Below are 22,473 nucleotides of genomic sequence, written 5' to 3' on the forward strand. Positions count from 1 at the left end.
ATTTCTATCATAATTAATTCCTGCAATAAAAGCTAAATCCTTCTGCAACTCCATGCTAACGGCAATTCTTTGAACGTAAATTTATTCCATACGCTTTCGATATTTCCTCTAACTCTTGCACAATTTCGCTTGATAAACCAATTCCTTCTTTTCGCAGCCTTTTCTCTAGGTTTTGCTCACGTTCACCAGGAAGGTAAATTTCACTGACACCATCTATTTTATCTGTATTTTTTATCATCTGACAAAAACTTTCGATACGATCATAATATGAATCTAACGATATAAATGCATCTGCTTTTACAATCATAAAAAAATGACCAACGTCCGCTTTAGTCTCCCCATTCTTGTAAGCCGCAACCTCAGTGCCAAATTGTGCATTCGTTATGATACCACTTAGCAAATCCACTGCCATAGACAGAGCATACCCTTTTGGACCCGCCATAGGAAGGATCATGCCCATAAGTGCTTCATTAGGATCTGTTGTTATATTTCCCTTTTGATCCATAGCCCAACCTTCCGGTATTTCAATTCCCTTTTTCGCAGCAGAAATAATTTTACCTCGCGCAACGACACTCGTCGCCATATCTATGATGATTGGACACTGCTCTTTTCTCGGAAAACCAAAAGCAATTGGATTCGTTCCCAGGCAAGCCTTCTTTCCACCCCAAGGTGCCAGTGCTGCTAAAGCATTTGTCAAGCCGATGCTGATATAATTCTTCTTTGCCGCAATCTCACAATAAAATCCAGCCATGCCAAAATGATTGCTATTATTTACGCCCACTGCACAAATGCCAAATTCATCCGCGATCTGCAATGCCTCATCTAAAGCTTTACACATAACCGCTGCACCAAGACCATTATCACCATCTATGGTCAGCAACGCAGGCCATGGTTTTTGTACTTTAATCTTCGGGGTTGGATTGATCGTATTATTTTTAATGCGCATAAGATATCTAGATAAACGGCTTATCCCGTGTGTAGAAATTCCCCAAAGTTCGGCTTTTAATAAATTATCCGCAACCTTATCGCTATCATCCAATGGCACTCCAACCTTGCAAAAACATTGTATGATAAACTTTTTTAATTCTTCCTCAGAAAACAGTATATGATTCATAAAGTAACCGCCTTCCTAAAATTTACAAACTTTGTTTCTTATACAATGAGCTAGTAAAAATCAAAATCATTGATTTTACTAGCTCATATCATCTGTATTTTATTTAATAAGCCCCAATGCACCACCGGCTAAAGCGAAAACAAATAATGCTAAAAGCACGGTAACGACGCGGTATCCTCGCATAATCGCCTGCCAGCTCACAACGGTGATTGCAAGCGGCAATATTTTCGGTACGATTTTATCCATCATATCCTTAATTACAATTTCTTTTCCACCTAAAACCGGTGCCCAGGCAAAATCCACTGTAATGAATTTACATACCATAATCCCGAGAACAAACAAGCCCATAATTGAGAAGAAAGTTGTTAACTTTTTAAACAATCCACCTTCTAAAATTGCAGTAACAGCAGTCGTCCCCAATTGATAACCCTTTTTGATACTAAGTCTTGTAATCGTGTAATCATAACCAAGCATTGCACAAGCAAAGACAATCGGCCCCATAATACTGCCTGACGCTGCCCAGCCTAAACAGATACCGAGAATGACTGGTTTGTACAACGCACCAGAAATTGTATCACCAATCCCTGCAAGTGGTCCCATAAGTGACGATTTCAAATCGATGATCGTCGATTCATCAATATCGCCGCCCTTTGCCTTTTGTTCTTCCAAAGCAATAACAATTCCATGAATCACCGCACCCCAGCGCGGTTCTGTATTAAAAAATATCATATGCCGTTTTAAACCAGCTACAACCTGATCGTGATCATTTGGATATAATTTTTTCAGAAGCGGCCCCATCATAGATGCGAACCCGCCCGCCTGCATTCTTTGATAATTATAGGCTAAATGGCTCATAATCCACCAACGGAAAATTGCAAATTCAAGATCCAGTTTAGATAATCCGATTTCAGCTGTTTTGTTATTTGCCATTATATTTCATCCTCCTCATCATGCATTTGGTTACCAGCATTTGCAGGTTCTGGCTGCAAGGAAATATACACATATCCCATAGCAGCACCTAAAAATGCAGCAAACAATAAATTGTTCATTCCCGTAAATGCGCTAATTGCAAATCCTACACCGAAAAATACCAATAAGTCCTTACGTGCCATATATTTTAATAACATTGCAATACCAACTGCCGGTAATACCTTACCTACGGTATTAAAACCTGCAACCCCCCAAGCAGGAATCGCTGCAAGAAGACCTTCAATCACTGGCGGACCATAATAAGCAGCCAAAAATGCCGGAATCCCTCTTACTAAAATAACAACAAATTGCGAAGGAACCGCTTGCAGAATCATCAGTTTCTTTATATCGCCTTTTTCTGCACATTTATCCTGCAAAGAAGGAATCGCCGAGTTTGCCGACATAAATAAAATCCATGCATAATTACCAATAACACCGATCGACACTGCCATTACAACAGCCTGTTCCGTACTAATATTACTTTGAATTGCAACGGCTGTCCCCAAAAGTCCAGCTGAATACAAATCTGACGGATTCGCTCCACCTGTGCTGTTCCAACCTAAAAATGCCACATTAATCGCCGCACCAATGATCATACCCTCTATCGGTTGTCCATAAATAACGCCGACCCAAAAACCTGCCATAATCGGCTCGCGAATCAGCCACCAACCCAGTGGATTCGATGAACTTTGCAGCCAGCCTAAAATCCCGATCATAATTGCTTCAATCATGAAATATTCCCTCCTCAAATCATTACAAAATCTAGCTTTACGAATGCCTTATTTTATTTGCTAGGAATCACTACACTATCTCTACGATTAGAAACTTATATTAACTGATTTATAATCCATTTTCTTATCTTCTGGCGTCGCTTGGAAAAATACGTTTACTTTTTCTACCATCTTCTTAATCAATTCATTATCTTCTTCATTCAATGTCATATTCAAATACACCGCTTTGCGTCCAGGACCTGCACCTAACCCGCCAATCTGCAAATCTTCAATCGGAAATCCTTTTTCCCAAGTTGCGTAAGTGGTAGGAATATCTTTAAATAAAATAATTGCTTTCCCTTCACCCAATTGATTTTTATTCCACGCTGCAATAAAACGATCAATTCCCACAATACTGCATTTTACATCTGAAGGCATTGCCATCCGATAAATATTACTCATCACAGGGTCCTTTGATAAATTATCATTTACGATAATAATCTTCGTTGCTTGCGTATCCTTCAACCATCTTGCCACGACTTGTCCATGAATTAATCGAAAATCAACTCTAATTAAAGAAATTTTAGCCATCTACACTCACTCTTTCTACTTTTATATTGAATCGTCTTCTACTTTTTGAATTTCAAGCTCTGTTAAAATATTTTTACAACCTGATTTTCCAGATTGTATCACAGCCTCTGCCAACTCTTCACCACGCATACTAAAGCGTAAAGAAAGTGCCTCAATCAGCATGCATAAGTTTACCCCGGCAACGGCAGCAATTTTTCTCTGACTTGCGACGGCCGCCGAAACATTGGACGGTGTGCCGCCAAACAAATCACTCATGATCAATGACCCTTCAGGCATCGTATCTAAAATTGTCTGCACATCGATAATTAAATCCGCTGGATCCATTCCCGGTAACAAAGACAAAGCTTTCACATTTTCCTGGGCACCGACGATCATCTCAGCACTCTTTATAAGTTCCTCTCCAAAAATCCCGTGTGTTATTACAAGAATTCCTGGAATCGCATGTTGATATTCTGACATACAAAATTCCTCCATTTAGACGTTTTGCTTATTGACGAGCTTTGGCAATCGCTGCTAAAAATTCTTGCGTTGCCTGCGTTACCTTGCCATAGTCTCCATCTTTTTTATGTGCCTTCGCAATATAACTTCCCACACCAACTGCAACGCATCCAGCTTCTAGCCATTCACCAACATTTTCAGGGGTTACACCGCCGAAAGGTACAAGTGCTGCAGTTGGCATTGGCGCACGTAAGGTTTTTACATATTTAGGACCATAAAAATCTGCTGGGAATAACTTAATGATATCTGCTCCAGCTGCCATAGAATCTGAGATCTCTGTCGGAGACATCGCACCCGATACAGTAACCGCCTGATAACGATTCGCTATACGTATCATATCTTCATTAAAGCTTGAGCTTACCAACATTTCTGCACCGGCTAAAAGAGCTGCACTCGCGTTTTCAGCATCTAAAACCGTACCAACACCAATCACAATTCCTTGACTGCTATATTTACTTGTCAATCTTTTAATAATTTGCAATACATCTGGAACTGCAAAAGGAATCTCTAATGCCTTTGCTCCACCGGCAATCGCCGCTTCAGCAATTTTATAAGCATCTTCGGCATCATCAGACCGAATAATTGCAATCATTCCAGTTTCATAGATTGATTTTAAATTCTCTAATTTTTTCCACATAGTCTTTATCCCCTTTATCATTTTATCACAGAATATTTAGCCTTCTGCCCCGACAAAACCCTTGCAACTTCTTCTGCTGCCATTACACCAGCTCCAACAATCGCTTCTCTGGTATATGCACCAGCATGCGCTGTTAAAATAACATTTTCTAATGCCAACAACGGAGAATCTCCCAATGGTTCACGCGGATGTACATCTAGTGCCGCACCGGCAATCACGCCCGATTGCAGCGCCTCATATAAATCTGCCTCCACAACAAGCTCCCCACGCGCCGTATTGATGAGAAATGCAGTCTTTTTCATGCCCTGTAATCGTTCTTTATTCACCATGCCGATGGTCTCTTCGATTGCCGGTGCATGCAAAGAAACAAAATCTGCTTCTTTAAAAAGTTCATCTAAGGAAACATACGTTACACCATACTGTTCAATAAAGTCCTGACGAGGATATACATCATACGCTAAAATTTTCATTCCAAACGCATACGCCCTTTTCGCAACTTCACCGCCGATATTTCCCATTCCGACGATTCCAAGCACTTTGCCTCCAAGCTCTACGCCTGTATGACGATACCAGCCTTTATCTCTGATTTTGCGATCCATTGCCGGAATATTTCTTGCGATAGACAACATCATGCCCACAGCCAAATCCGCAACAGATTTACTATTCGCCCCCGGTGTAATCGTAACATCAATGCCATGCTCTTTTGCCGCATCAACATCGATTGTATTATACCCAACACCCTGTTTTGCAACAATTTTAAGCGTAGGTGCGCCAGCAGCCAAAACTGCGGCAGTTACCTTATCACTTCCCGCGATCATTCCATCCGCACCTTGTATCATATCGACCAACTCAGCTTCTGTTAATGTGCGGTCATAAGGATTCAAAATCAATTCATAGCCTTGCGCTTCTAGAATTTTCATTGCTTCTGCGGACCTTGATCTCGCTCTCGATCCAACGAGAACTTTTTTCTTCATTTACTCAACCCCTTATCATGGCAACTTCGATTCATTTCATCTTTTTCAGAATCTTGACTACATAGAATTGCAAAAACCGTGCCACTACACTAAAACCTTATAAAGATTGGGGTATGCAGAGCGAAATACTACACTACACTACACTGTTGTATCTTTATCTTAAAATAAACAACACTTATGTAGAGTGAAAATGGAGATTTTGTATTAAAATTTTATTTATAAAAATCTAATGTATCCATCCACACGCAGATCTCCTTTTGTCATTGCCACAAAAGGAGCAAAAAGTCTAGGCCACGATCCTCCAAAATACTTGAAAAAATAGTGGCTTGCTAAAATCCTTAACTCGCTTCGCTCAAACAAACGGATTTCTTCACGCAAGCCACTATTTTTTCATCCTTCGGAACGTATTTTTCCGGAAAAGGCCGTGAACGAAAAAACTGCCGCATTAGAATGCGACAGCTAGACTGTAACCTCATCAAGGCGTATTCACATAAGTGAATACGCCTTGATGAAATTCGTTCCTCTTATAAACTAGTACCAAGATAGGTTGCCGGTTGGCGAGAAGTGCCTAGATGCTAGGCGCATGAAGGAGCTGTGAAGGAGTCGTACTGCCGTACGTCGACGAACAGCGCCTTCATGCAACGACGCAGATAGGTACTTATCGCCGACCCGCCGCCGATCTGTCCCAATTATCAGTTTTAGTCTGTGATTCCCGACATAATAAACTTAATCCCCATAATGAATACAATCAATGACAATAAAGTAATAATCGCGCGCGGTTTGGTTTTACTGGCAATTTTTGCACCAATTTGCGCTCCAAAAATCGCACCTATGCCGATAAACAAACCAGGCACCCATAAAACATGACCTAATATAAAATGAGAAATTACGCCGACAAAACTCGATAGTGCAAGCACACAAGTAGAGGTCGCCGTTGCCACATGCGTCGGAAAGCCAAGCAAATAAATCATCATTGGCACATGAATAATACCGCCGCCAACGCCCAAAATACTTGAAATAAAACCAACCCCAAGACTGCTTACAATTCCCAAAAGACTGTTATAACGAAAAGTCCTAGGATCAAAAGAATGCACTGCTTGTTCCTTTGAAGACTTAAAATACATGACAAGTGCCATAAGTACAAGAAAAATACCAAACGTCAAACTAAATGTTGCACCCGTAAAATACGTTGCAATATAACTGCCTAAAAAAGCCCCCGGTATCGTTGCCAACCCAAATCGAATCGCCGCATGAAAAAAGACTTTTTTCTGCTGAATATAAGCCCAAGTCCCCGATATAGCATTTAACAATACAATAAATAGTGATGTGCCAATCGTTTGCTGTGCAGGATAACCAAACACCCACAAAAACACGGGTACTAAAATCAGCCCACCGCCAATCCCTACCAAAGTACCAAAAGCACCCACTACACTGCCAAGCAAAAAAAACATAACCGCTGTTATAATAATACGACTCTCCTCCATTTTCTATGCAAACATGGAAATTCCTAAGGCAATAACAACTGAAACTAGACCTGTTACAACAACAGCAATTCCGGCTAATGCACCTTCAGTTTCACCAATTTCTACTGCTTTTGCACTGCCCAAAGCATGACTTGATGTTCCAATCGCAATTCCTATGGCAATACTATGCTGTATTCGAAAGAATTTCAACGCAAACGGTATCAGCATCGTGCCTAATATCCCCGTACAAATGACGGATGCAACGGTTAATGCCGGAATACCGCCTAAAATACTCGATATATCCATAGCAATCGCCGCTGTCGTCGTTTTCGGCACCATGGAAACAGCTACCTGCTGATCAACCCCCATAAAAGAACACAACATATAAATACTGTACATACTTGTGATAGACCCAACAGCACTACCAACAAAAATCGGTACAATATTTCTACGAATCGTTTTACGCTGCTTATACATAGGTAAAGCAAACATAATCGTAGCCGGGCACAATAAAACATTAAGAATTGTTCCGCCCTTATTAAATGTATCCAAAGAGATATCAAACAGCTGCATACCACAAACAATAAATACAATGGCAATAAATAACGGATTTAATAATTGCAGTTTTGTTTTCTGATAAATATAGATTCCGATTTGATATGCGAAAATACAAATTCCCACAATGGCAATTGGTAACATTGGGCTATCAATGATTTGTTCCATGTTGCTTATTCTTCCTCATTTTATTTTGCAAATACAGTACCAATTTTACAGCAATTCCAGTCATTGCGAAAGTCAACAACGTCGAAATTAAGGTAATAACCGCATACTGTAATAAGATGTTTTCAATTAAAGTATACTTACCAATCATAGATACGCCGGCAGCAATAAAAAAGAACCCCATATTGTGTAAAAAGAAATTTGCAATATCTTCAATATAATTTATTTTAATAATATTTAACATCAAACAAGCCAGTAAGAGAAGAATGCCGATCACGCTTACTGGAACAGCAAGTGGCAAAAGGCGTGAAAGAATATCAGCGCAAGCCACCAATAAAAATACAATGCCGATCTGTACCAATATTTTCATCTCTTTCACTCCTATCCTGGGGCGTGTCTGAAAACTATCAAAACGGCCACTGACGATGCTTTTTGCGCCATACTTCGTTAAAACTTCTTGAAATAAAGATCATTATTCCTGCGAAGTTTTGCCTCGTCTGACACAAAAATCACTCGTCATTGACCATTCCACTAGTTTTCAGACACACCCTAATTAAAAATGAATTACAGTAAAACCGTATGAAACAATGATTGCTTCTAAATTTCTAATATCTGCTTCCGCTGGCGTTTTATATGCCTCGACATCGATTCCAAGCGCTTCCATTTTATGCTGCCCTAACGTATGATACGGCAATAATTCAACCTGTTGCACTTTCGTATGCGCCTGTAAAAATTGGCACATATTGTGCATATTTTCAGTAGTTGCATTGACCTCTGCTATGATAGGAACGCGTAAGATCACATTGTGATGAACTTTAGAAATTTCAATGATATTCTCTAAGATTTTTTGATTGCTGACACCGGTCAGCAATCGATGCGCTTTATCATCCATATGCTTCAGATCAATAAAAATCGTATCGAACGCTGCGATAATATCGCGGTTTTCCTTAAAATCAAAATACGCACTCGTCTCTACTGCTGTATCTATTCCAATCTCCTGACACGCCTTTACCAACTGTCTTAAAGTATCACTTTGCATGAACGGTTCACCACCCGAAAAAGTGACACCGCCGCCAGATTCCTGATAAAAGATACAATCTTTGCGAATCATATGCATAACATCGTCTACTGTAACAGATTCCCCAATACACTTGCGAGCTCCGACCAAGCACACAGGAAGACACTTACGGCAATACACACAGTTTTCCCGCACAAAGTGTATCTTTCCGTCGGGCCGCTGCACGATTGCATTATGCTTACACACCGCTAGACAACGCCCGCATTGCGTACATTTCTGTGGATAAAACATAATCTCTAGTTTCTGAAGCCAAGATTCCGGATTGGCACACCATTTACACCGCAGCGGACATCCCTTAAAAAACACCGTCGTCCGAATTCCATCACCATCATGAACAGACCAGCGTTGCACTTGAAAAACATTAAAGGGTTTCATACGTCGTCCGCTCAATAATCGCTTCTTGTGCATCCCGTGATAAATTCACAAACTGCGTACTGTAACCTGCCACACGGACCAATAGGTCTTTGTATTTTTCCGGATCTGCCTGTGCTTCACGTAAAATTTCGGTCGAGATTACATTAAACTGTACATGAAACGCCCCCAATGCAAAATACGCTCGAATCAGTGAGGCAAGATTCTTAAGGTTACGCTCCGATTCTAATAGTGCCGGCGAAAATTTAACATTGAGCAAAGTGCCTCCCGTATGCATATCGTGATTGATTTTTGCCGCCGAACGCATTGCTGCTGTAGGACTGGTCAAATCAGTACCAGCATGCGGAGATACACCTTCTGTCAACGGTGAACCAGATTTTCTGCCATCCGGTGTTGCACCGATCACAGCTCCGGCCGGAATATAATTAGAAATTCCCATAAAGGCTGAATTAAAAGGAGAGCCGAAGAAATCTTTATACCCGACGATTTCGTTATGATAAAAATCTGTAATCTCAATCGCAATTGTATCAACATAATCATCATCATTGCCGTATTTCGGACAAGCAATTGCATCTTTACGCATTTCCTCATGCCCGAGCCAATCAGCTTTCATCGCTTCGCGAATTTGTATTAACGTATATTTCCTTTCTTCAAACACCAATTTTTTTATCATTGCTAACGAATTTGCAGCATCGGCAACACCAATTCCCGTAAGAACCGGCCCTAAATTATAGATTGCCCCGCCACGGCTCAAATCTTTCCCTTTTTCCATACATCCATCTACTAGCATTGACAGATATGGGCGCGGCACCATCTCAGCATGAATTTGCTGCGCCGTAACACTGCCGATTACAGAATGTTTGATCAGATTTGCCAACTGCGCAAAAAAGGCCTCTTTTACTGCCTCATAGCTGCTTAATATTCCCAGATCAGTTTCTAATCCCATGATTTCATCAGTGATATTGCTTTGACCTCGATTCAAAGTATACTCAATTGCCGCAGCAAAATTAATATTAACAGCCGAAGTCCATTCGCCAACTTTTCTAAAATGCGGTACAACACAACCACAATTGCTCCAATCACGGGCATCTTCCGGGGAAAGCCCTGCCGCCATCAGCATTTCTGAACCTACACGATCATTGTGCACCGCAGGAAATCCTGTACCTACACGAATTAATTTACAAACTGCCATCAAAAACTCCGGCGGACAATCCGGATGAATACGCACACTCAGCCCCGGTTGATGTGTTTTTACATGCTCACTTGCCTTCAAGCACATATAAGAAATCGCATTCGTTCCATCACGTCCATCACGACGTCTGCCACCTACCGTTAAATTTTGAAAAGAATTATATCCCGCAAAAAATTTTGCCGTATTGCTGGAAATCGCCCACACCCATTCTGATAATTTGATCCAAAGCGCATCAATCAAGTCCTGCGCACGCTCTTTCGTAATCCGCCCAGCTTTCAAGTCTGCTTCATAATATGGGTACATATACTGATCAAAACGCCCTAAATTAAGTGCCAAAGAATTCTCTGAAAGAATCGAGCCGATCTGCGTAAACCAAACCGTTTGGATTGCTTCTGCAAACGTAGTCGGCGGATTCTCCGGAACACGCTGACAAATGGCTGCAATCACCAAAAGTTCCTGCTTCCTTTCATCATCTTGTTCACTTTCAGCCAAAGCCAGCGCTTTTTCTGCATACCGATTTGCCAGTGTGATGATTCCTTCACAAACAAGAATCGCACTTTGATAAAACTCGATTTTTTCAATATTTTCTTTCGAGATCGGCTCGATCCCATCTAATTTGGTCTGCGCCTCAGCTTTAAATCCGCCAAACCCTTTCTTAAATACTAAATCTTGATAATCGGCAGTAACCTCACCAACTGCACTGCGCCATTTTGAATCGTTATCAATAATGCCTGTATCAATCAGAAGTTTTGCAGTCTTCTTATTTAAGCGTGAAAGAAAGGTTTCTTCCAGTGACTTACCTTTCCAATAAGGAAAAATATCTTCTCTTAAAGTTTTTTTTGCTGTTTCATCAATCAAATACGGATCTTGGGTACGATTTTCAAAACGATCCATCTCTTGATCTACCCATTGCCAAGAATATTCCGGACATATAATTCCGTTGCGTCTAAACTCACCAATTGAACCGACAATCCATTCTTGATCAAAAATTGTGACCGGAATCGTTTTACAAACTTCACGAAAGGCTTTTGCTCTTCTAATAATAACAGCTTCTCCTTCCGTTTCTTGATGCGACTTTGTAAAAGCAATCGCTCTTTGTACACTAATCGCCGGCTTCGTATTTACATAAATCTCTTTAAATTTATCAATTCTTTGGCTCATGATCGATCACCCTTCCCCTTATTTTTCGCTGTTTAACAAATATTTACTAAGCATTTTACTTGCGTATTCCATATGCGTTTTTAATAACTTCTTCGCTTTTTTTATATCCCTTTGCTTACAGGCCTCTAACAGCGATCGATGCTCCGTTTGCGATTGATCTTGGTAATGCATTTCTTTTAAGTAAAGGCGCATATAACGTTCCACATTATTATGCAACACACGAATCATATCCAGTAATCTCGTTTTCCCTGAAGCTTCATAAAGATGCTCGTGAAACAAGCAGTTAAGTTCACTCCATCGATCAAAATTTTCCTCCTTCTCTAGCAATGCCAAAATCCTCTCGGCTTTTTCTAAATCTTCTTCTTCGATCTGTGGCAATGCAAATTCCAATGCACCAAGTTCCAACAAAATTCGAATTTGAAAAATCTCCTGTGCTTCCTCAGCCGACAGCTCAGTTACAACGGCACCTCGATTCGGATAAAACTTTACCAACCCTTCGGATTCCAACGTCTTCAATGCCTCTCTCAGCGCACTCATACTCACGTTAAACTGCAATGCAAGTTCTTCTTGCTTTAAAGGAGTTCCCCCGAGCAGTTCACCTGACAAGATAAGCTGCCGCAATTGATTCCCAACTTTTAACGGTATCGTCATTCTTCCCAATTTATCTGTTGTTTTAAAATAATTTGTTTTCATGTTGTTAATATACTATAACTTTTTTTAATTCGATATATTGTTTTCGAAAATATACAGTATACAATCGAATTTTCAGAATTTCGAAAGAATACAATGTACATGATAAATTCTATATTGACACGATAAAATTTATCAGCTATCATTTGTCCATAAGTCAAATTCATTTAACAATATTTTTTCACCCCCAAAACTTCATACGAATAAAAAGCAATGACGCTATTGTATCTAAGCTAAAGAAACAATAGCGTCATTTTTATTTTTCATGAAAATAAATTCGAAAGCGAGATTGAGAAATATGGGCTATGACAAACGCAAAGCATTTGATTTCATCGACACAAAACAAAATGAAATGATCCAATTATGGAAAGACCTTGTCAATTTAGAATGTGGTGCACTGAATAAACCAGGTGTCGATATCGTCGGCAAGAAGCTGGCAATATTATTTGAAGAACTCGGCTGCAACATACGATTTGTTGAGTTCGAAAAATCCGGCAATATGCTAATTGCAGAATATGGGGACACGACAAAAGAGCCTTACATTATTTTCACCGGACATATGGACACTGTTTTTGCGGATGGTACTGCTGCCCAACGACCTTTTGCAATCAAAGACGGGCGCGCTTACGGCCCAGGTGTGCTGGACATGAAAGGTGGCATTGTGATCCTCCTTTATGCACTAAAGGCACTTCATGAAATCGGCTATAAAACATTGCCAATTAAAATTGTTCTCCTTGGCGATGAAGAAAACGGTCATTTATTTTCAAATGCAGGAGAATATATTGTCCAGGAATCCAAAGGAGCAATCGCCGCCTTCAATTTTGAAACCGGATTTATGGACGATGGTATCGTCATTGCCAGAAAAGGTATGTTTCAATTTTGCCTCGAAGTATTCGGCATCGCCGCTCACGTTGGCAATGACCCCGAAAATGGGCGCAGTGCAATTTTAGAAATCGCTCACAAAATTATTGATATAGAAAAATTAACTGATTTTGAAAAAGGCAATACGTTCAATGTCGGCGTAATAGAAGGCGGAACAGTCGCCAATGCAACGCCCGATTATGCAAAAATTACAGTTGATTTAAGATTTCTAGATCCGGCACATTTACCGGAAGCCTTAGCGCAAATTGAAAAAATTGTGAATCGAACCTACATTGCCGGTACTACAACAACATTCTCTAAAAAAGTCGAATTAACGGCAATGAAAAAAACGAATACCTCACTGCAATTATTCGAAATTGTAAAACAAGCTGCAGAAGATGAGAATCTAGGTACACCTTATCCAAAAACAGTTGGCGGTGCTTCTGATTCAGCCTATACGGTTTTAGCCGGTGTTCCAACTGTATGCGCTATGGGCGTCAAAGGCGGCCGCAATCACAGCAAAGATGAATTCGCAGTCATTGATACCTTGTTTGAAAGAGCCAAACTAACAGTTGCAACCATACTCAAATTGAAATCGATAGAATCTTAAAAAGCAGAAGAATTTATTCCATGATCACCTGTCTTTACAGCTACCTAACGAGTTGGAGTAAAGCCAGCAAAATCTTTGGATAAAAATAAAGATTGAGGAGTGTTTCTTATGACAGACGTTGAGCACAAATTAACTTGGCGAGGCTGGTTATCCTTCCTATTTATCGTAATCTCTTTTTCTGGAGTCTTAGCACATGCCGGTGCCTGGAGCGCAATTGATTTTCAAACATTAATCGGCGCTTTTGGTAAAATCGGTGACTTGGGCGCATTTTCAGGCAAGGGAGGAACTGGCGCAAGAGAAGGATTTCTTTTCGGTTTAACCTTAATCCCGACTGTTATGTTCGCCTTGGGCTTGATTCGCGTTGTAGAATCTTTAGGAGCACTGCTCGCTGCAGAAAAACTCATTCGTCCTATCCTAAAGCCTTTAATGGGAGTTCCCGGTGTAACCGGACTTGCACTTGTGAGCAGTATGACCAGCTCCGATGTCGGCTCGGCAATGACCAAACAACTGCATGACGATGGAAAATTAACGGATGATGAAAGGACTATTTTCGTATCTTATCAGTATGCGGCTTCTGCAACACTTACCAATACAATTGACTGCGGTGCTCCTTTATTGGGAATTGCCCTCCTGCCAATTGGTGCTATTCTTGCGATAGAATTATTTGTAAAAGTATTAGGTGCAAACATCGTAAGATTGATACTTGCGCGTCAAACGGTAAAAGAATCTGATCCACAAGAAACAAATATTTCAATGGGAGGTATCGCATAATGTCAACAGAGACCGTTGCCATTTCTCCTAAAAGAACCTTAATTGAAGAATTCTGTTTTGGTGCTAAAAATGGATTCTATCTAGGCGTAGAAAGAATCATTCCAGCTATGATCCTAGCTTATGTACTCATCATGTTCTTAAAAATCACTGGTCTTATGACCACGCTCGGTAATTTTATGGGCCCATTCATGGCCATTTTCGGACTTCCCGGTGAAGCGGTTGTCTCACTCGTCGCCGCTTTCTTTGCCAAGGCTGCCGGAGCATCCACTGCCGCTTCGCTCTACGCTGAAGGCGTCATCAATGCCGCACAGGTAACCATTTTATTCCCGGCAACCATAACAATGGGAACACTCGTCGGACACTTCGTCCGCGTTGTCGTTGCTTCTGGTACAAATGCCAAATGGCATCCCTTACTTCTGTTCATTCCGCTTTTTGATGCGGCTGTTTCTATGCTTCTAGTTCGTATTGTTTTAAACCTTATGGGCATATCTGCATAAGCACAATCATCCTTTATCGACATAACAAAAATCCCGGAAAATGTTCTCACATTGATCCGGGATTTTTGTTTGCAAAATTATCCTTAACTGCTTTAAATTGCTTACAGTACGCACTTTCAGCACTCTTTCCCGCACATCCAACTTTATTTTCCGTATAAAGTTCTTCTTCTGTACTTTGGTATGAATCTACATGATACTGGAATTTCCATTTTGTATATGATAAACTTGAACCATGCATGTAGGATAACCTCCTAGGCTTATGATATTGACTTGCGACATCATGATCATACTAACATTGGAGGTTTCTTAATTCACTTGAAGATAGCTGAACAATGCAGACAATCCTGTCTATAGAATCAATAGTAGAATCAGCTTGACTCTCAATTAAATACTGTTAGGAGATTAAATAATGGAAACAAATACGCAAATAAATGAAGATTCAAAACCAAAATACAATAGAAAGCTACTTTCAATATCGGTACTCTTAATCATTATATTTGGGGGTCTCGCATGGTACTTTCTTTATTTTATCAAAACGCCATCCTATTCTTTGAATTTAATTAAAGATTCTGTAGAGAGACATGATGTTGCAAAATTTAATAAACATGTTGATTTGGATAGTGTTTTATCTCGAGGATATGACGATCTTATGGCTGTAATGATTGAAACTGATAAATCAATTACTCCAGAAGCAATGACTTTTGTAAATGGATTCGTTAAAATGTTTAAAGCCCCTGTAGTAAGCGGTTTAAAAGACGGTTTAACTCGCTTCGTTGAAACCGGGAACTGGGAAGACAATCAAGAAACCGATGTTGCAAAAGGAAATCAGCCTAAAATAGATCCTAATAAATTAACTGATAAATCAGGTTTAAAAAATTCTTCTTTTAAAGGTGTTGCATATACCAAAAAAGACGGAAAAATAGCAACTGTTGGTTTGAAAATATTTGATAAAGAAGCAAACCAAGAATTTACACTTGATGTTAAAATGAGAGAATTAGACGATGGTACATGGCAACTTGCAGAAATATCAAATTTTAAAGAATACATATTAGCCATTGAAAAAGTAAAAAATGAGCAAATAAAAAAATATATAGAAGATACGCAACCAATCATAGATAAATATAATAATCAGGGTAAAGAATCAAGCGAAAAGATAAATTCTATTATCGTTAGCTCAAATCTTGCTGACGCTAATACAAAGAAACAATTAAAAGAAATTATTGAAAACGAACTACTGACAAATTGGAACGACAGACTAGCTGAACTGAATAAACTTACAGTTCCAGAAGCAGCAAAAGAATTATATAATCTACGTCAAAAAGTAGCCGAACTAAGAATACAACAATTACAAAAAAACATTGAATGGTTAGATAATGAAAGTCCTCAAACAATGCAAGAGATAAATTCTCTTCGGAATCAAGCTGACAATACGAATTTACAAATAGATAATTTAATAAATAAAGCAAAGAATTAATCACTTAAAATGTATAAGATAGTACTTCAACCAGTAAAAACATCATAAAACAATCGATCAGTCAAATGCCGTCCAATCTACCGATCTATTTGACTACTCAAAAAATCAGTGGGTTTATCCAAAAACGAAAAATGATTAGATCAGCGCACAATACAACACAACTAGATTTTGTTATCTTAAAATTCCCTATTCACCTATTAAAAATCCCAGACAAATGTTCTCACATTTTGTCTGGGATTTTTTCATTTCATTCTAGGATTTTTGTGAATATTATACTAAATTTAAGCTGCTGTTTTTTCTACTTCGATATGTTTTACTTTACCAAGTAAGAATGCATAGTTTAAGATACCAACAATTAAAAGAGCTGCGGAAAGCAACAATGCCATATTGAATGAACCCGTTGCCTGTAAAATTGCCCCGGTAACGATAGGGCCTACAACCCCGCCCATGTTAGAAACAGAGTTTTGCAGTCCGGCAACCACAGAGGTCATATTTTTTGGTGCAACATCACCCGGAAGCGCCCACACCTGAGATGCAGCTACAGTTGTGCCGGATTTGGCAAGACATAAAAGTGCCACTGCCATAATTGGCGATTCTGCAAACGCCGCTAAACCGATTGTAGATGCCATCAAAAGGCCGCCGACTAAGAATGTTTTACGTGTTGCAGTTAGAGATAACCAGCCTTTTGCATATACTTTATCCGATGCCCAGCCTGCTACGACTTCCACAACCATGGAAACTAAGAGCGGCAGCATTGCTGCAAATCCCATTGCGAGCATTCCCATGCCTTTTTCTTTTACAAGATACGTTGGCAACCAAGTAATGAAGAAATAAGACGTGTAATTAATCATAAAGAAACCAATACACATTGCCCAAATATTTCTGTATTTCAAGAGTTCATACCATTTCATCGGTTGTTCGTTGTCAAGACCTTCTTTTTTGGCCTGTCCATCACGAATATATTTCAATTCGGCGGCATTTACACCCTTATGTTCTTCAGGAATATTTTTATAATACCAGAACCATACAACAGACCATACAACCCCAACAAGTCCGATAATAACAAAGGTCCATCTCCAGTCAAAAATTGAAATCAACCATACGATGAGCGGCATTGCAACTGCACCGCCAAATTTAGACCCACTGTCGAAAAGACCGCCAACCGTCGCTCTTTCCTTGTCCGGGAACCACTTAGATGAAATTCCGGCGTTGCTTGGATACGCAGCGGCCTCCCCAATACCAAGTCCCATACGAAAGGCCAAAATAGATTTAAAGCCTGTCGCAAGTCCGGTCATAGCAGTGGCAATAGACCACCAAGCTACAGCAAATCCCAACGTAATTTTTTGTCCCAAGCGATCGGCAAACCACCCTGCCGGAATCTGCAATAAGGCATAAGTCCAAAAAAAGCCCGACATGATAATCCCCATCTGACTCGGTGTAATTCCAAATTCTTGCGTAATATGAGGAGCGGCGGCAGCAAGTACAGTACGGTCAATATAATTGACAGCGATTGCTGTCCACATTAATCCGGCAACAACCCAGCGCACATTTGATTTTTTCTCATTCACCATGATAATACCTCCACTTTTAATAAATTCATTCCATAAATAAAATATAAACCAGTGCTTTTATCATAAATATAGGGTTTTTATAAAATATCGAGAATATTTTTAATCTTCTCTCTACATTTATCAATCAAATTATTCTGACTTTTATTGAACGGCTGCAGTGCTTTTCTACTTATTTTAGATAGAAGCCGCCTGCGCCTCCTCTTGGGACATTTCAATTTAGGTTCAGATGGAGACGAACTCCATCTGAACTATAGAACCATTGCTCTTTGTAAAATAAGCAGTTGTATTCCAGCGCTACGCAGATACTACATTAATTTTTTATAAATCTCCCGCATATCATCTTTCGTAACAACTTTAGGATTGTTATCTAAAAGTCTGGTAACCTTCGCAGCCGCATCAACCAAATCATCCAGAACGGATTCATTGATACCTTTTTCGCGCAGATCACATGTTACATTCATATCTTCGATCATAGAATATAAATTTTCGATCATTTTTTCTGCTGCCTGTCTTGTTGTACAATTTTCTATATCAAGTTCCATGGCAACTGCGATATCTTTAAATTTGTCTTCACAGACATCTAAATTGAACTTCATTACATCCGGCAATAGAATTGCATTGGACAGACCATGTGGAATATGATACTTACCACCCAAAGGATAGGACAACGCATGGACTGCCGTTGTACTGGATGTTGCGATAGAAATCCCGCCAAAAGTTGCTCCTAAAAGCATATCTTCACGTGCTTGCAGATTTTTTCCATCGTTGTAAGCCGTCCGAATACTGCGAGAAATAAGTTTGATTGCTTTTAACGCAAATGTATCACTGAACGGATTTGCTTTTTTCGAAATATAGCATTCAATTGCATGGCATAAAGCGTCCATACCTGTGTTTGCCGTAATATGTTTTGGCAAGCCAACTGTCATTTCCGGATCTAAAATTACACAGTCAGAAACCATTTTTTCACTGACGATTCCAACTTTTAGTTCTTCTTCAGGTACTAACACAATCGCATTTGGCGTTGCTTCCGAACCAGTACCGGCAGTTGTAGGAATCATTAGCGTAGGAACGCCACGACGTTTGAACTGTTTCTTGCCTTTTACCAAATCATATAACGTTACATCATTGGTCAATAGCAAAGATACTAATTTCGCCGTATCCATGGAGCTGCCGCCGCCAATGCCGATAATCATCTGACATTCAAAACTCTTTGCGGCATCAAAGATCGCATTGACTTGTTCAAGTGCTGGTTCCGGCGGTGTATCATTGATAATATGCACATTGATGCCGGCATCTTCAAGAATTTTCTTTGGTTTTTCAACCAAACCTGTTTGCCAAACGCCTTTATCGGTGATGACAACTACATTTTTCGCTTCGAAGCTTTCTACAACATCTTTGATTTGTGCAATAGAGCCTGCACCAGCTATAATTTTTCCTATATTCAAAAGTGAATATGTTTTATTCATTTTTCATCGCTTCTTTCAAGATAGTATAGTCTACTTATTTATTCCAACGCGGATGTTCATACGCTTTAGGATTGCAAACTTTCGGCCAGCGCTGTCCGTTCATCACAGCAATTACGCCTTCTGCCGCCATTGTTGCCACTCCGGATGCCGCTTCTTTTGTCTGTCCCGCCATATGAGGGGACACAATAATGTTTTCATATTGAAATAATGGATCTTCTGCAGTTACCGGTTCAGTTGTAAATACATCTGTCGCCGCCGCATGAATTTGATTTTCTTCCAGTGCTTTTGCCAATGCTTTCTCATCTACAATGCCGCCGCGCGCGCAGTTAATCAAAATCGCATTTGATTTCATTAATTTCAATTCGGCTTCACTAATTAGATTTTTCGTTTTTGGTGTTAAAGGTACATGCAGTGAAATAACATCCGCCACTTTTAAGACTGCATTGATGTCAGTTTCATGCTGATAGCCTTTCTCCGTAATGACTTCTGGTTTCACAAACGGATCATATACTACAACTTTCATTCCAATACTGGATGACATCTGCGCTAAAATGCTGCCGATATTTCCATATCCAATGAGTCCCAAGGTTTTTCCATATAACTCAAAGGCTTTATAGCTGCTTCTTATGTTAAAATTGCCTTTGCGAAGTTCTTTATCACTATGCAGCATATCTTTCGCCGCAGCGAACATAAAGGCAAATGCATGTTCTGCAACGGAACGCGTATTTGCACCTGGTGCAATAACGACAGGAATACCAAGCTCTGTTGCCGCTTCAACATCAACATCATCTACGCCAACGCCAGGGCGTCCAATGACCTTCAAATTTTTTGCCGCCAGCATCGTTTCTCTATCAATTGAACCGATACGGATAATCAGTCCTTCTGCATCCAATAATTCCGGCAGCATTGCTTTTGGATCACCATTATTCGTAATTGCCACTTTTACATTGGCTTTTTCTAAAACAGCCATGCCATCATCATGTAATCTATGCGATATAACAACTTTTTTCATTTAGCGTGCTCCTTTGCTTAAATTTAAGTTTTGAGCCAAAAGCATAGAGTTTATCGCATCCGCTATACAAAGAATGTACAAACTCCATGCCGTGCTCTCTATAAAAAACTAGGGGTAGTATTTTATTTATATAATTTGAAAACTTCTTTCAATGCCGCGTCGATTTCAGGTTTAGCACAATTCGATGGTTCGCGTGCCGGGCCAACAGGATAGCCAAGTAAATTAACGGCACGTTTTACAACGGAATTCGGATTGCCCATTTGCATTACATTGCGGAATGGTCTGATTTTCTTTTGTGCTTCGTTTGCTTCAGCAATTTTTCCTTCTGACCATAATTTATAAATACTGACCATAAGTTCAGGGAATACATTGGAACAACCAGAAATTGCGCCACTGCCACCTGCCATTAAAGTCCAAAGAATCAAAGAGTCACTGCCTGCAAGAACGCTTAAGCGCTCATCGGTATTTTCAATATATTTTAATGTGTTGTCAAAGTTTCCGCTGCTGTCTTTGATCCCAATGATATTTTTATATTTCGCTAATTTTGCTACTGTTTTATAGTCGATGTTATTGCCGGTTCTCGCCGGAATATTATAAAGCAGAATCGGTAAATCAACAGCTTCAGCTACTGCACTGTAATGACGATAAAGATCGTCTTGTGATATTCCAACGAAATATGGAGAAATGACGGATAATACATCCACGCCTAAATCTTTGGCAATTTTGGATAATTCAATCGTTTCTTTCGTCGTAACACAACCGGTACCTGCATATACAGGAACTCTGCCATTTACTTCGTCTACTGCCACTTTGATGATTTCAATTTTTTCTTCTTTGGAGAAAGCATAAAACTCTCCGTTTGTGCCTAATGGGAAAATACCGCTGATTCCAGCGTTAATCAAACGATTGATCTGCACGCGATATTCTTTTTCGTTGAATTTTTCATCCTCTGTTAAAGTCGTTAGAATAGGTGTAATAATTCCTTGTGGTTTAAACATATTGCATCATCCCTTCATATTGTATAATAAATTTTATTTATTCAAAAGATCAGCAAATTTAACAGTTGCCATCTGTGCACCCAAAACTAAAGATTCCGTCATGCTTGTGCTGCTTGCAATTCCCTGTCCTGCAACCGGGAAGGCTGTCCCATGGTCAACAGAAGTACGAATACAAGGCAACCCCACAGTTACATTGACGCCGGAATCAAAGCCCAATACTTTAATTGGAATATGGCCTTGATCATGGTACATCACGACGACAATATCAAATTCTTTTTTGATCGCCGCACGATAAAATACCGTATCCGGTGGTACAGGTCCTGTGACATCAAGTCCTTCTTTTTGCGCAGCTTCTACTGCCGGCAGAATTTCCTCTTGATCTTCTGTGCCAAATAATCCGCTTTCGCCTGAATGCGGATTAAGTCCTGCAACAGCAATGCGAGGTTTTTCTATTCCCATCATTCTTACTGTTTCATCGGCCAAATGAATGACTTTTAAAACGCGTTCTTTTTTCACTAAGTCACAGGCTTTTCTGAGTGGGACATGGGTCGATACATGAATTACCTTTAACGCTTCACTGGATAACATCATGGAATAATCTTTCTGTCCTGACAATGCACCCAAAATTTCGGTATGTCCGGGATAATGATTACCGCCAAGATTTAACGCTTCTTTATTAAGAGGTGCTGTTACAATTGCATGAATCTCATGTTTCAAGGCGTAACCAACTGCTTTTTCAATATATTCGTAAGCAGCTTTACCGGCTCTTGCATCTACCTTTGCAAATGGCAAATCTGCCGGCAGGTTATCTAAATCGATGATATCAATTGTTCCATAGGTGTTGCCGCCAACGCCCGGATGTTCAATCACATTGCAGGTTACATCTGCTCCAACAATTTTGACTGCCCGTTCCATAATTTTTTTATCTCCAAATACAACCGGTCTGCCAATCTCATAGATTTTTTTATCGGTTAAGGCTTTTACGATAATCTCCGGGCCAACCCCTGCTGCATCTCCCATTGTAATTCCTAAAATCGGTTTCAT

The 22,473-nt window shown here is 39.9% G+C and carries 23 protein-coding genes; 4 read left to right on the top strand and 19 right to left on the bottom strand.

The window, feature by feature from the left end; all coding sequences use genetic code 11:
• Positions 1 to 55: 55 nt before the first annotated feature.
• The 13 genes from BN6559_RS08470 to BN6559_RS08530 form a co-directional block, all read right to left on the bottom strand.
• Positions 56 to 1,114: an Ldh family oxidoreductase gene (locus tag BN6559_RS08470; protein ID WP_110954311.1), complete on the bottom strand. Its 1,059-nt coding sequence runs from the start codon at positions 1,112 to 1,114 to the stop codon at positions 56 to 58.
• Positions 1,115 to 1,213: 99 nt separating this feature from the next.
• Positions 1,214 to 2,044, bottom strand: coding sequence for a PTS system mannose/fructose/sorbose family transporter subunit IID (locus BN6559_RS08475; protein WP_110954312.1), 831 nt, complete (start codon positions 2,042 to 2,044; stop codon positions 1,214 to 1,216).
• Positions 2,044 to 2,814 (bottom strand): PTS mannose/fructose/sorbose/N-acetylgalactosamine transporter subunit IIC, encoded by a 771-nt coding sequence (locus BN6559_RS08480; RefSeq protein ID WP_110954313.1) that lies wholly within the window; start codon positions 2,812 to 2,814, stop codon positions 2,044 to 2,046. The genes BN6559_RS08475 and BN6559_RS08480 overlap by 1 nt, the downstream gene beginning before the upstream one ends.
• 87 nt (positions 2,815 to 2,901) lie before the next feature.
• Entirely contained in the window at positions 2,902 to 3,384 is a 483-nt protein-coding gene (locus BN6559_RS08485) for a PTS system mannose/fructose/N-acetylgalactosamine-transporter subunit IIB (protein WP_110954314.1), read from the bottom strand.
• A 21-nt stretch (positions 3,385 to 3,405) separates the two neighbouring features.
• Entirely contained in the window at positions 3,406 to 3,843 is a 438-nt protein-coding gene (locus tag BN6559_RS08490; protein ID WP_110954315.1) for a PTS sugar transporter subunit IIA, read from the bottom strand.
• Between the two features lie 28 nt (positions 3,844 to 3,871).
• On the bottom strand, positions 3,872 to 4,519 hold the full coding sequence (locus BN6559_RS08495; protein ID WP_110954316.1) for a bifunctional 4-hydroxy-2-oxoglutarate aldolase/2-dehydro-3-deoxy-phosphogluconate aldolase: 648 nt from the start codon (positions 4,517 to 4,519) through the stop codon (positions 3,872 to 3,874).
• A 17-nt stretch (positions 4,520 to 4,536) separates the two neighbouring features.
• Positions 4,537 to 5,493, bottom strand: a complete 957-nt coding sequence (locus BN6559_RS08500) for a phosphoglycerate dehydrogenase (RefSeq protein WP_110954317.1) — start codon at positions 5,491 to 5,493, stop codon at positions 4,537 to 4,539.
• A 698-nt stretch (positions 5,494 to 6,191) separates the two neighbouring features.
• Positions 6,192 to 6,977 carry a sulfite exporter TauE/SafE family protein gene (locus BN6559_RS08505; RefSeq protein ID WP_199883862.1) on the bottom strand — a complete coding sequence of 262 codons (786 nt, stop codon included), beginning with the start codon at positions 6,975 to 6,977 and terminating at the stop codon, positions 6,192 to 6,194.
• Positions 6,978 to 6,980: 3 nt separating this feature from the next.
• On the bottom strand, positions 6,981 to 7,679 hold the full coding sequence (locus tag BN6559_RS08510; protein WP_110954318.1) for an LrgB family protein: 699 nt from the start codon (positions 7,677 to 7,679) through the stop codon (positions 6,981 to 6,983).
• On the bottom strand, positions 7,663 to 8,046 hold the full coding sequence (locus BN6559_RS08515) for a CidA/LrgA family protein (protein ID WP_110954319.1): 384 nt from the start codon (positions 8,044 to 8,046) through the stop codon (positions 7,663 to 7,665). The genes BN6559_RS08510 and BN6559_RS08515 overlap by 17 nt, the downstream gene beginning before the upstream one ends.
• Positions 8,047 to 8,229: 183 nt before the next feature.
• Positions 8,230 to 9,129: a glycyl-radical enzyme activating protein gene (locus BN6559_RS08520; RefSeq protein ID WP_110954320.1), complete on the bottom strand. Its 900-nt coding sequence runs from the start codon at positions 9,127 to 9,129 to the stop codon at positions 8,230 to 8,232.
• Positions 9,116 to 11,479 carry a glycyl radical protein gene (locus BN6559_RS08525; RefSeq protein WP_199883863.1) on the bottom strand — a complete coding sequence of 788 codons (2,364 nt, stop codon included), beginning with the start codon at positions 11,477 to 11,479 and terminating at the stop codon, positions 9,116 to 9,118. Before BN6559_RS08525 ends, BN6559_RS08520 begins: the two co-directional genes overlap by 14 nt.
• 18 nt (positions 11,480 to 11,497) lie before the next feature.
• Positions 11,498 to 12,172 carry a GntR family transcriptional regulator gene (locus BN6559_RS08530; RefSeq protein ID WP_110954322.1) on the bottom strand — a complete coding sequence of 225 codons (675 nt, stop codon included), beginning with the start codon at positions 12,170 to 12,172 and terminating at the stop codon, positions 11,498 to 11,500.
• A gap of 295 nt (positions 12,173 to 12,467) precedes the next feature.
• On the opposite strand from BN6559_RS08530, the gene BN6559_RS08535 reads away from it, so the two are divergent.
• The 3 genes from BN6559_RS08535 (at position 12,468) to BN6559_RS08545 (ending at position 14,908) form a co-directional block, all read left to right on the top strand.
• Positions 12,468 to 13,640 (top strand): M20 family metallopeptidase, encoded by a 1,173-nt coding sequence (locus BN6559_RS08535; RefSeq protein WP_110954323.1) that lies wholly within the window; start codon positions 12,468 to 12,470, stop codon positions 13,638 to 13,640.
• Positions 13,641 to 13,748: 108 nt separating this feature from the next.
• Positions 13,749 to 14,411 carry a nucleoside recognition domain-containing protein gene (locus BN6559_RS08540; protein WP_110954324.1) on the top strand — a complete coding sequence of 221 codons (663 nt, stop codon included), beginning with the start codon at positions 13,749 to 13,751 and terminating at the stop codon, positions 14,409 to 14,411.
• Complete coding sequence (locus tag BN6559_RS08545; RefSeq protein WP_110954325.1) at positions 14,411 to 14,908, top strand: nucleoside recognition domain-containing protein; 498 nt, start codon at positions 14,411 to 14,413, stop codon at positions 14,906 to 14,908. Before BN6559_RS08540 ends, BN6559_RS08545 begins: the two co-directional genes overlap by 1 nt.
• A gap of 46 nt (positions 14,909 to 14,954) precedes the next feature.
• Here BN6559_RS08545 and BN6559_RS08550 read toward each other — a convergent pair whose 3' ends face one another.
• A complete protein-coding gene (locus BN6559_RS08550) occupies positions 14,955 to 15,146 on the bottom strand; it encodes a hypothetical protein (protein ID WP_110954326.1) in 192 nt (63 codons plus the stop codon).
• 171 nt (positions 15,147 to 15,317) lie between these two features.
• Here BN6559_RS08550 and BN6559_RS08555 point away from each other — a divergent pair, with 171 nt between their 5' ends.
• Positions 15,318 to 16,382 (top strand): hypothetical protein, encoded by a 1,065-nt coding sequence (locus BN6559_RS08555; RefSeq protein ID WP_110954327.1) that lies wholly within the window; start codon positions 15,318 to 15,320, stop codon positions 16,380 to 16,382.
• Positions 16,383 to 16,663: 281 nt separating this feature from the next.
• Here the strand turns inward: BN6559_RS08555 and BN6559_RS08560 are convergent, their stop codons facing one another.
• From BN6559_RS08560 to pdxA, 5 genes are all read right to left on the bottom strand, one after another.
• Positions 16,664 to 17,953, bottom strand: a complete 1,290-nt coding sequence (locus tag BN6559_RS08560; RefSeq protein ID WP_110954328.1) for an MFS transporter — start codon at positions 17,951 to 17,953, stop codon at positions 16,664 to 16,666.
• 305 nt (positions 17,954 to 18,258) lie between these two features.
• Positions 18,259 to 19,419 (bottom strand): iron-containing alcohol dehydrogenase, encoded by a 1,161-nt coding sequence (locus BN6559_RS08565; RefSeq protein ID WP_110954329.1) that lies wholly within the window; start codon positions 19,417 to 19,419, stop codon positions 18,259 to 18,261.
• 34 nt (positions 19,420 to 19,453) lie between these two features.
• Positions 19,454 to 20,431 (bottom strand): hydroxyacid dehydrogenase, encoded by a 978-nt coding sequence (locus BN6559_RS08570; protein WP_110954330.1) that lies wholly within the window; start codon positions 20,429 to 20,431, stop codon positions 19,454 to 19,456.
• Positions 20,432 to 20,553: 122 nt separating this feature from the next.
• Positions 20,554 to 21,429: a 4-hydroxy-tetrahydrodipicolinate synthase gene (dapA, locus tag BN6559_RS08575; protein ID WP_110954331.1), complete on the bottom strand. Its 876-nt coding sequence runs from the start codon at positions 21,427 to 21,429 to the stop codon at positions 20,554 to 20,556.
• Between the two features lie 33 nt (positions 21,430 to 21,462).
• Complete coding sequence (pdxA, locus tag BN6559_RS08580) at positions 21,463 to 22,473, bottom strand: 4-hydroxythreonine-4-phosphate dehydrogenase PdxA (protein ID WP_110954332.1); 1,011 nt, start codon at positions 22,471 to 22,473, stop codon at positions 21,463 to 21,465.

The organism is Massilibacillus massiliensis, assembly GCF_900086705.1.
Taxonomy (GTDB): Bacteria; Bacillota; Negativicutes; order FLKF01; family FLKF01; genus Massilibacillus; species Massilibacillus massiliensis.

Excerpts from the sequence above, each read along its gene's own strand:
- BN6559_RS08470 (WP_110954311.1), bottom strand. The coding sequence starts at position 1,114 with ATGAATCATATACTGTTTTCTGAGGAAGAATTAAAAAAGTTTATCATA.
- BN6559_RS08475 (WP_110954312.1), bottom strand. The coding sequence starts at position 2,044 with ATGGCAAATAACAAAACAGCTGAAATCGGATTATCTAAACTGGATCTT.
- BN6559_RS08480 (WP_110954313.1), bottom strand. The coding sequence starts at position 2,814 with ATGATTGAAGCAATTATGATCGGGATTTTAGGCTGGCTGCAAAGTTCA.
- BN6559_RS08485 (WP_110954314.1), bottom strand. The coding sequence starts at position 3,384 with ATGGCTAAAATTTCTTTAATTAGAGTTGATTTTCGATTAATTCATGGA.
- BN6559_RS08490 (WP_110954315.1), bottom strand. The coding sequence starts at position 3,843 with ATGTCAGAATATCAACATGCGATTCCAGGAATTCTTGTAATAACACAC.
- BN6559_RS08495 (WP_110954316.1), bottom strand. The coding sequence starts at position 4,519 with ATGTGGAAAAAATTAGAGAATTTAAAATCAATCTATGAAACTGGAATG.
- BN6559_RS08500 (WP_110954317.1), bottom strand. The coding sequence starts at position 5,493 with ATGAAGAAAAAAGTTCTCGTTGGATCGAGAGCGAGATCAAGGTCCGCA.
- BN6559_RS08505 (WP_199883862.1), bottom strand. The coding sequence starts at position 6,977 with ATGGAGGAGAGTCGTATTATTATAACAGCGGTTATGTTTTTTTTGCTT.
- BN6559_RS08510 (WP_110954318.1), bottom strand. The coding sequence starts at position 7,679 with ATGGAACAAATCATTGATAGCCCAATGTTACCAATTGCCATTGTGGGA.
- BN6559_RS08515 (WP_110954319.1), bottom strand. The coding sequence starts at position 8,046 with ATGAAAATATTGGTACAGATCGGCATTGTATTTTTATTGGTGGCTTGC.
- BN6559_RS08520 (WP_110954320.1), bottom strand. The coding sequence starts at position 9,129 with ATGAAACCCTTTAATGTTTTTCAAGTGCAACGCTGGTCTGTTCATGAT.
- BN6559_RS08525 (WP_199883863.1), bottom strand. The coding sequence starts at position 11,479 with ATGAGCCAAAGAATTGATAAATTTAAAGAGATTTATGTAAATACGAAG.
- BN6559_RS08530 (WP_110954322.1), bottom strand. The coding sequence starts at position 12,172 with ATGAAAACAAATTATTTTAAAACAACAGATAAATTGGGAAGAATGACG.
- BN6559_RS08535 (WP_110954323.1), top strand. The coding sequence starts at position 12,468 with ATGGGCTATGACAAACGCAAAGCATTTGATTTCATCGACACAAAACAA.
- BN6559_RS08540 (WP_110954324.1), top strand. The coding sequence starts at position 13,749 with ATGACAGACGTTGAGCACAAATTAACTTGGCGAGGCTGGTTATCCTTC.
- BN6559_RS08545 (WP_110954325.1), top strand. The coding sequence starts at position 14,411 with ATGTCAACAGAGACCGTTGCCATTTCTCCTAAAAGAACCTTAATTGAA.
- BN6559_RS08550 (WP_110954326.1), bottom strand. The coding sequence starts at position 15,146 with ATGCATGGTTCAAGTTTATCATATACAAAATGGAAATTCCAGTATCAT.
- BN6559_RS08555 (WP_110954327.1), top strand. The coding sequence starts at position 15,318 with ATGGAAACAAATACGCAAATAAATGAAGATTCAAAACCAAAATACAAT.
- BN6559_RS08560 (WP_110954328.1), bottom strand. The coding sequence starts at position 17,953 with ATGGTGAATGAGAAAAAATCAAATGTGCGCTGGGTTGTTGCCGGATTA.
- BN6559_RS08565 (WP_110954329.1), bottom strand. The coding sequence starts at position 19,419 with ATGAATAAAACATATTCACTTTTGAATATAGGAAAAATTATAGCTGGT.
- BN6559_RS08570 (WP_110954330.1), bottom strand. The coding sequence starts at position 20,431 with ATGAAAAAAGTTGTTATATCGCATAGATTACATGATGATGGCATGGCT.
- dapA (WP_110954331.1), bottom strand. The coding sequence starts at position 21,429 with ATGTTTAAACCACAAGGAATTATTACACCTATTCTAACGACTTTAACA.
- pdxA (WP_110954332.1), bottom strand. The coding sequence starts at position 22,473 with ATGAAACCGATTTTAGGAATTACAATGGGAGATGCAGCAGGGGTTGGC.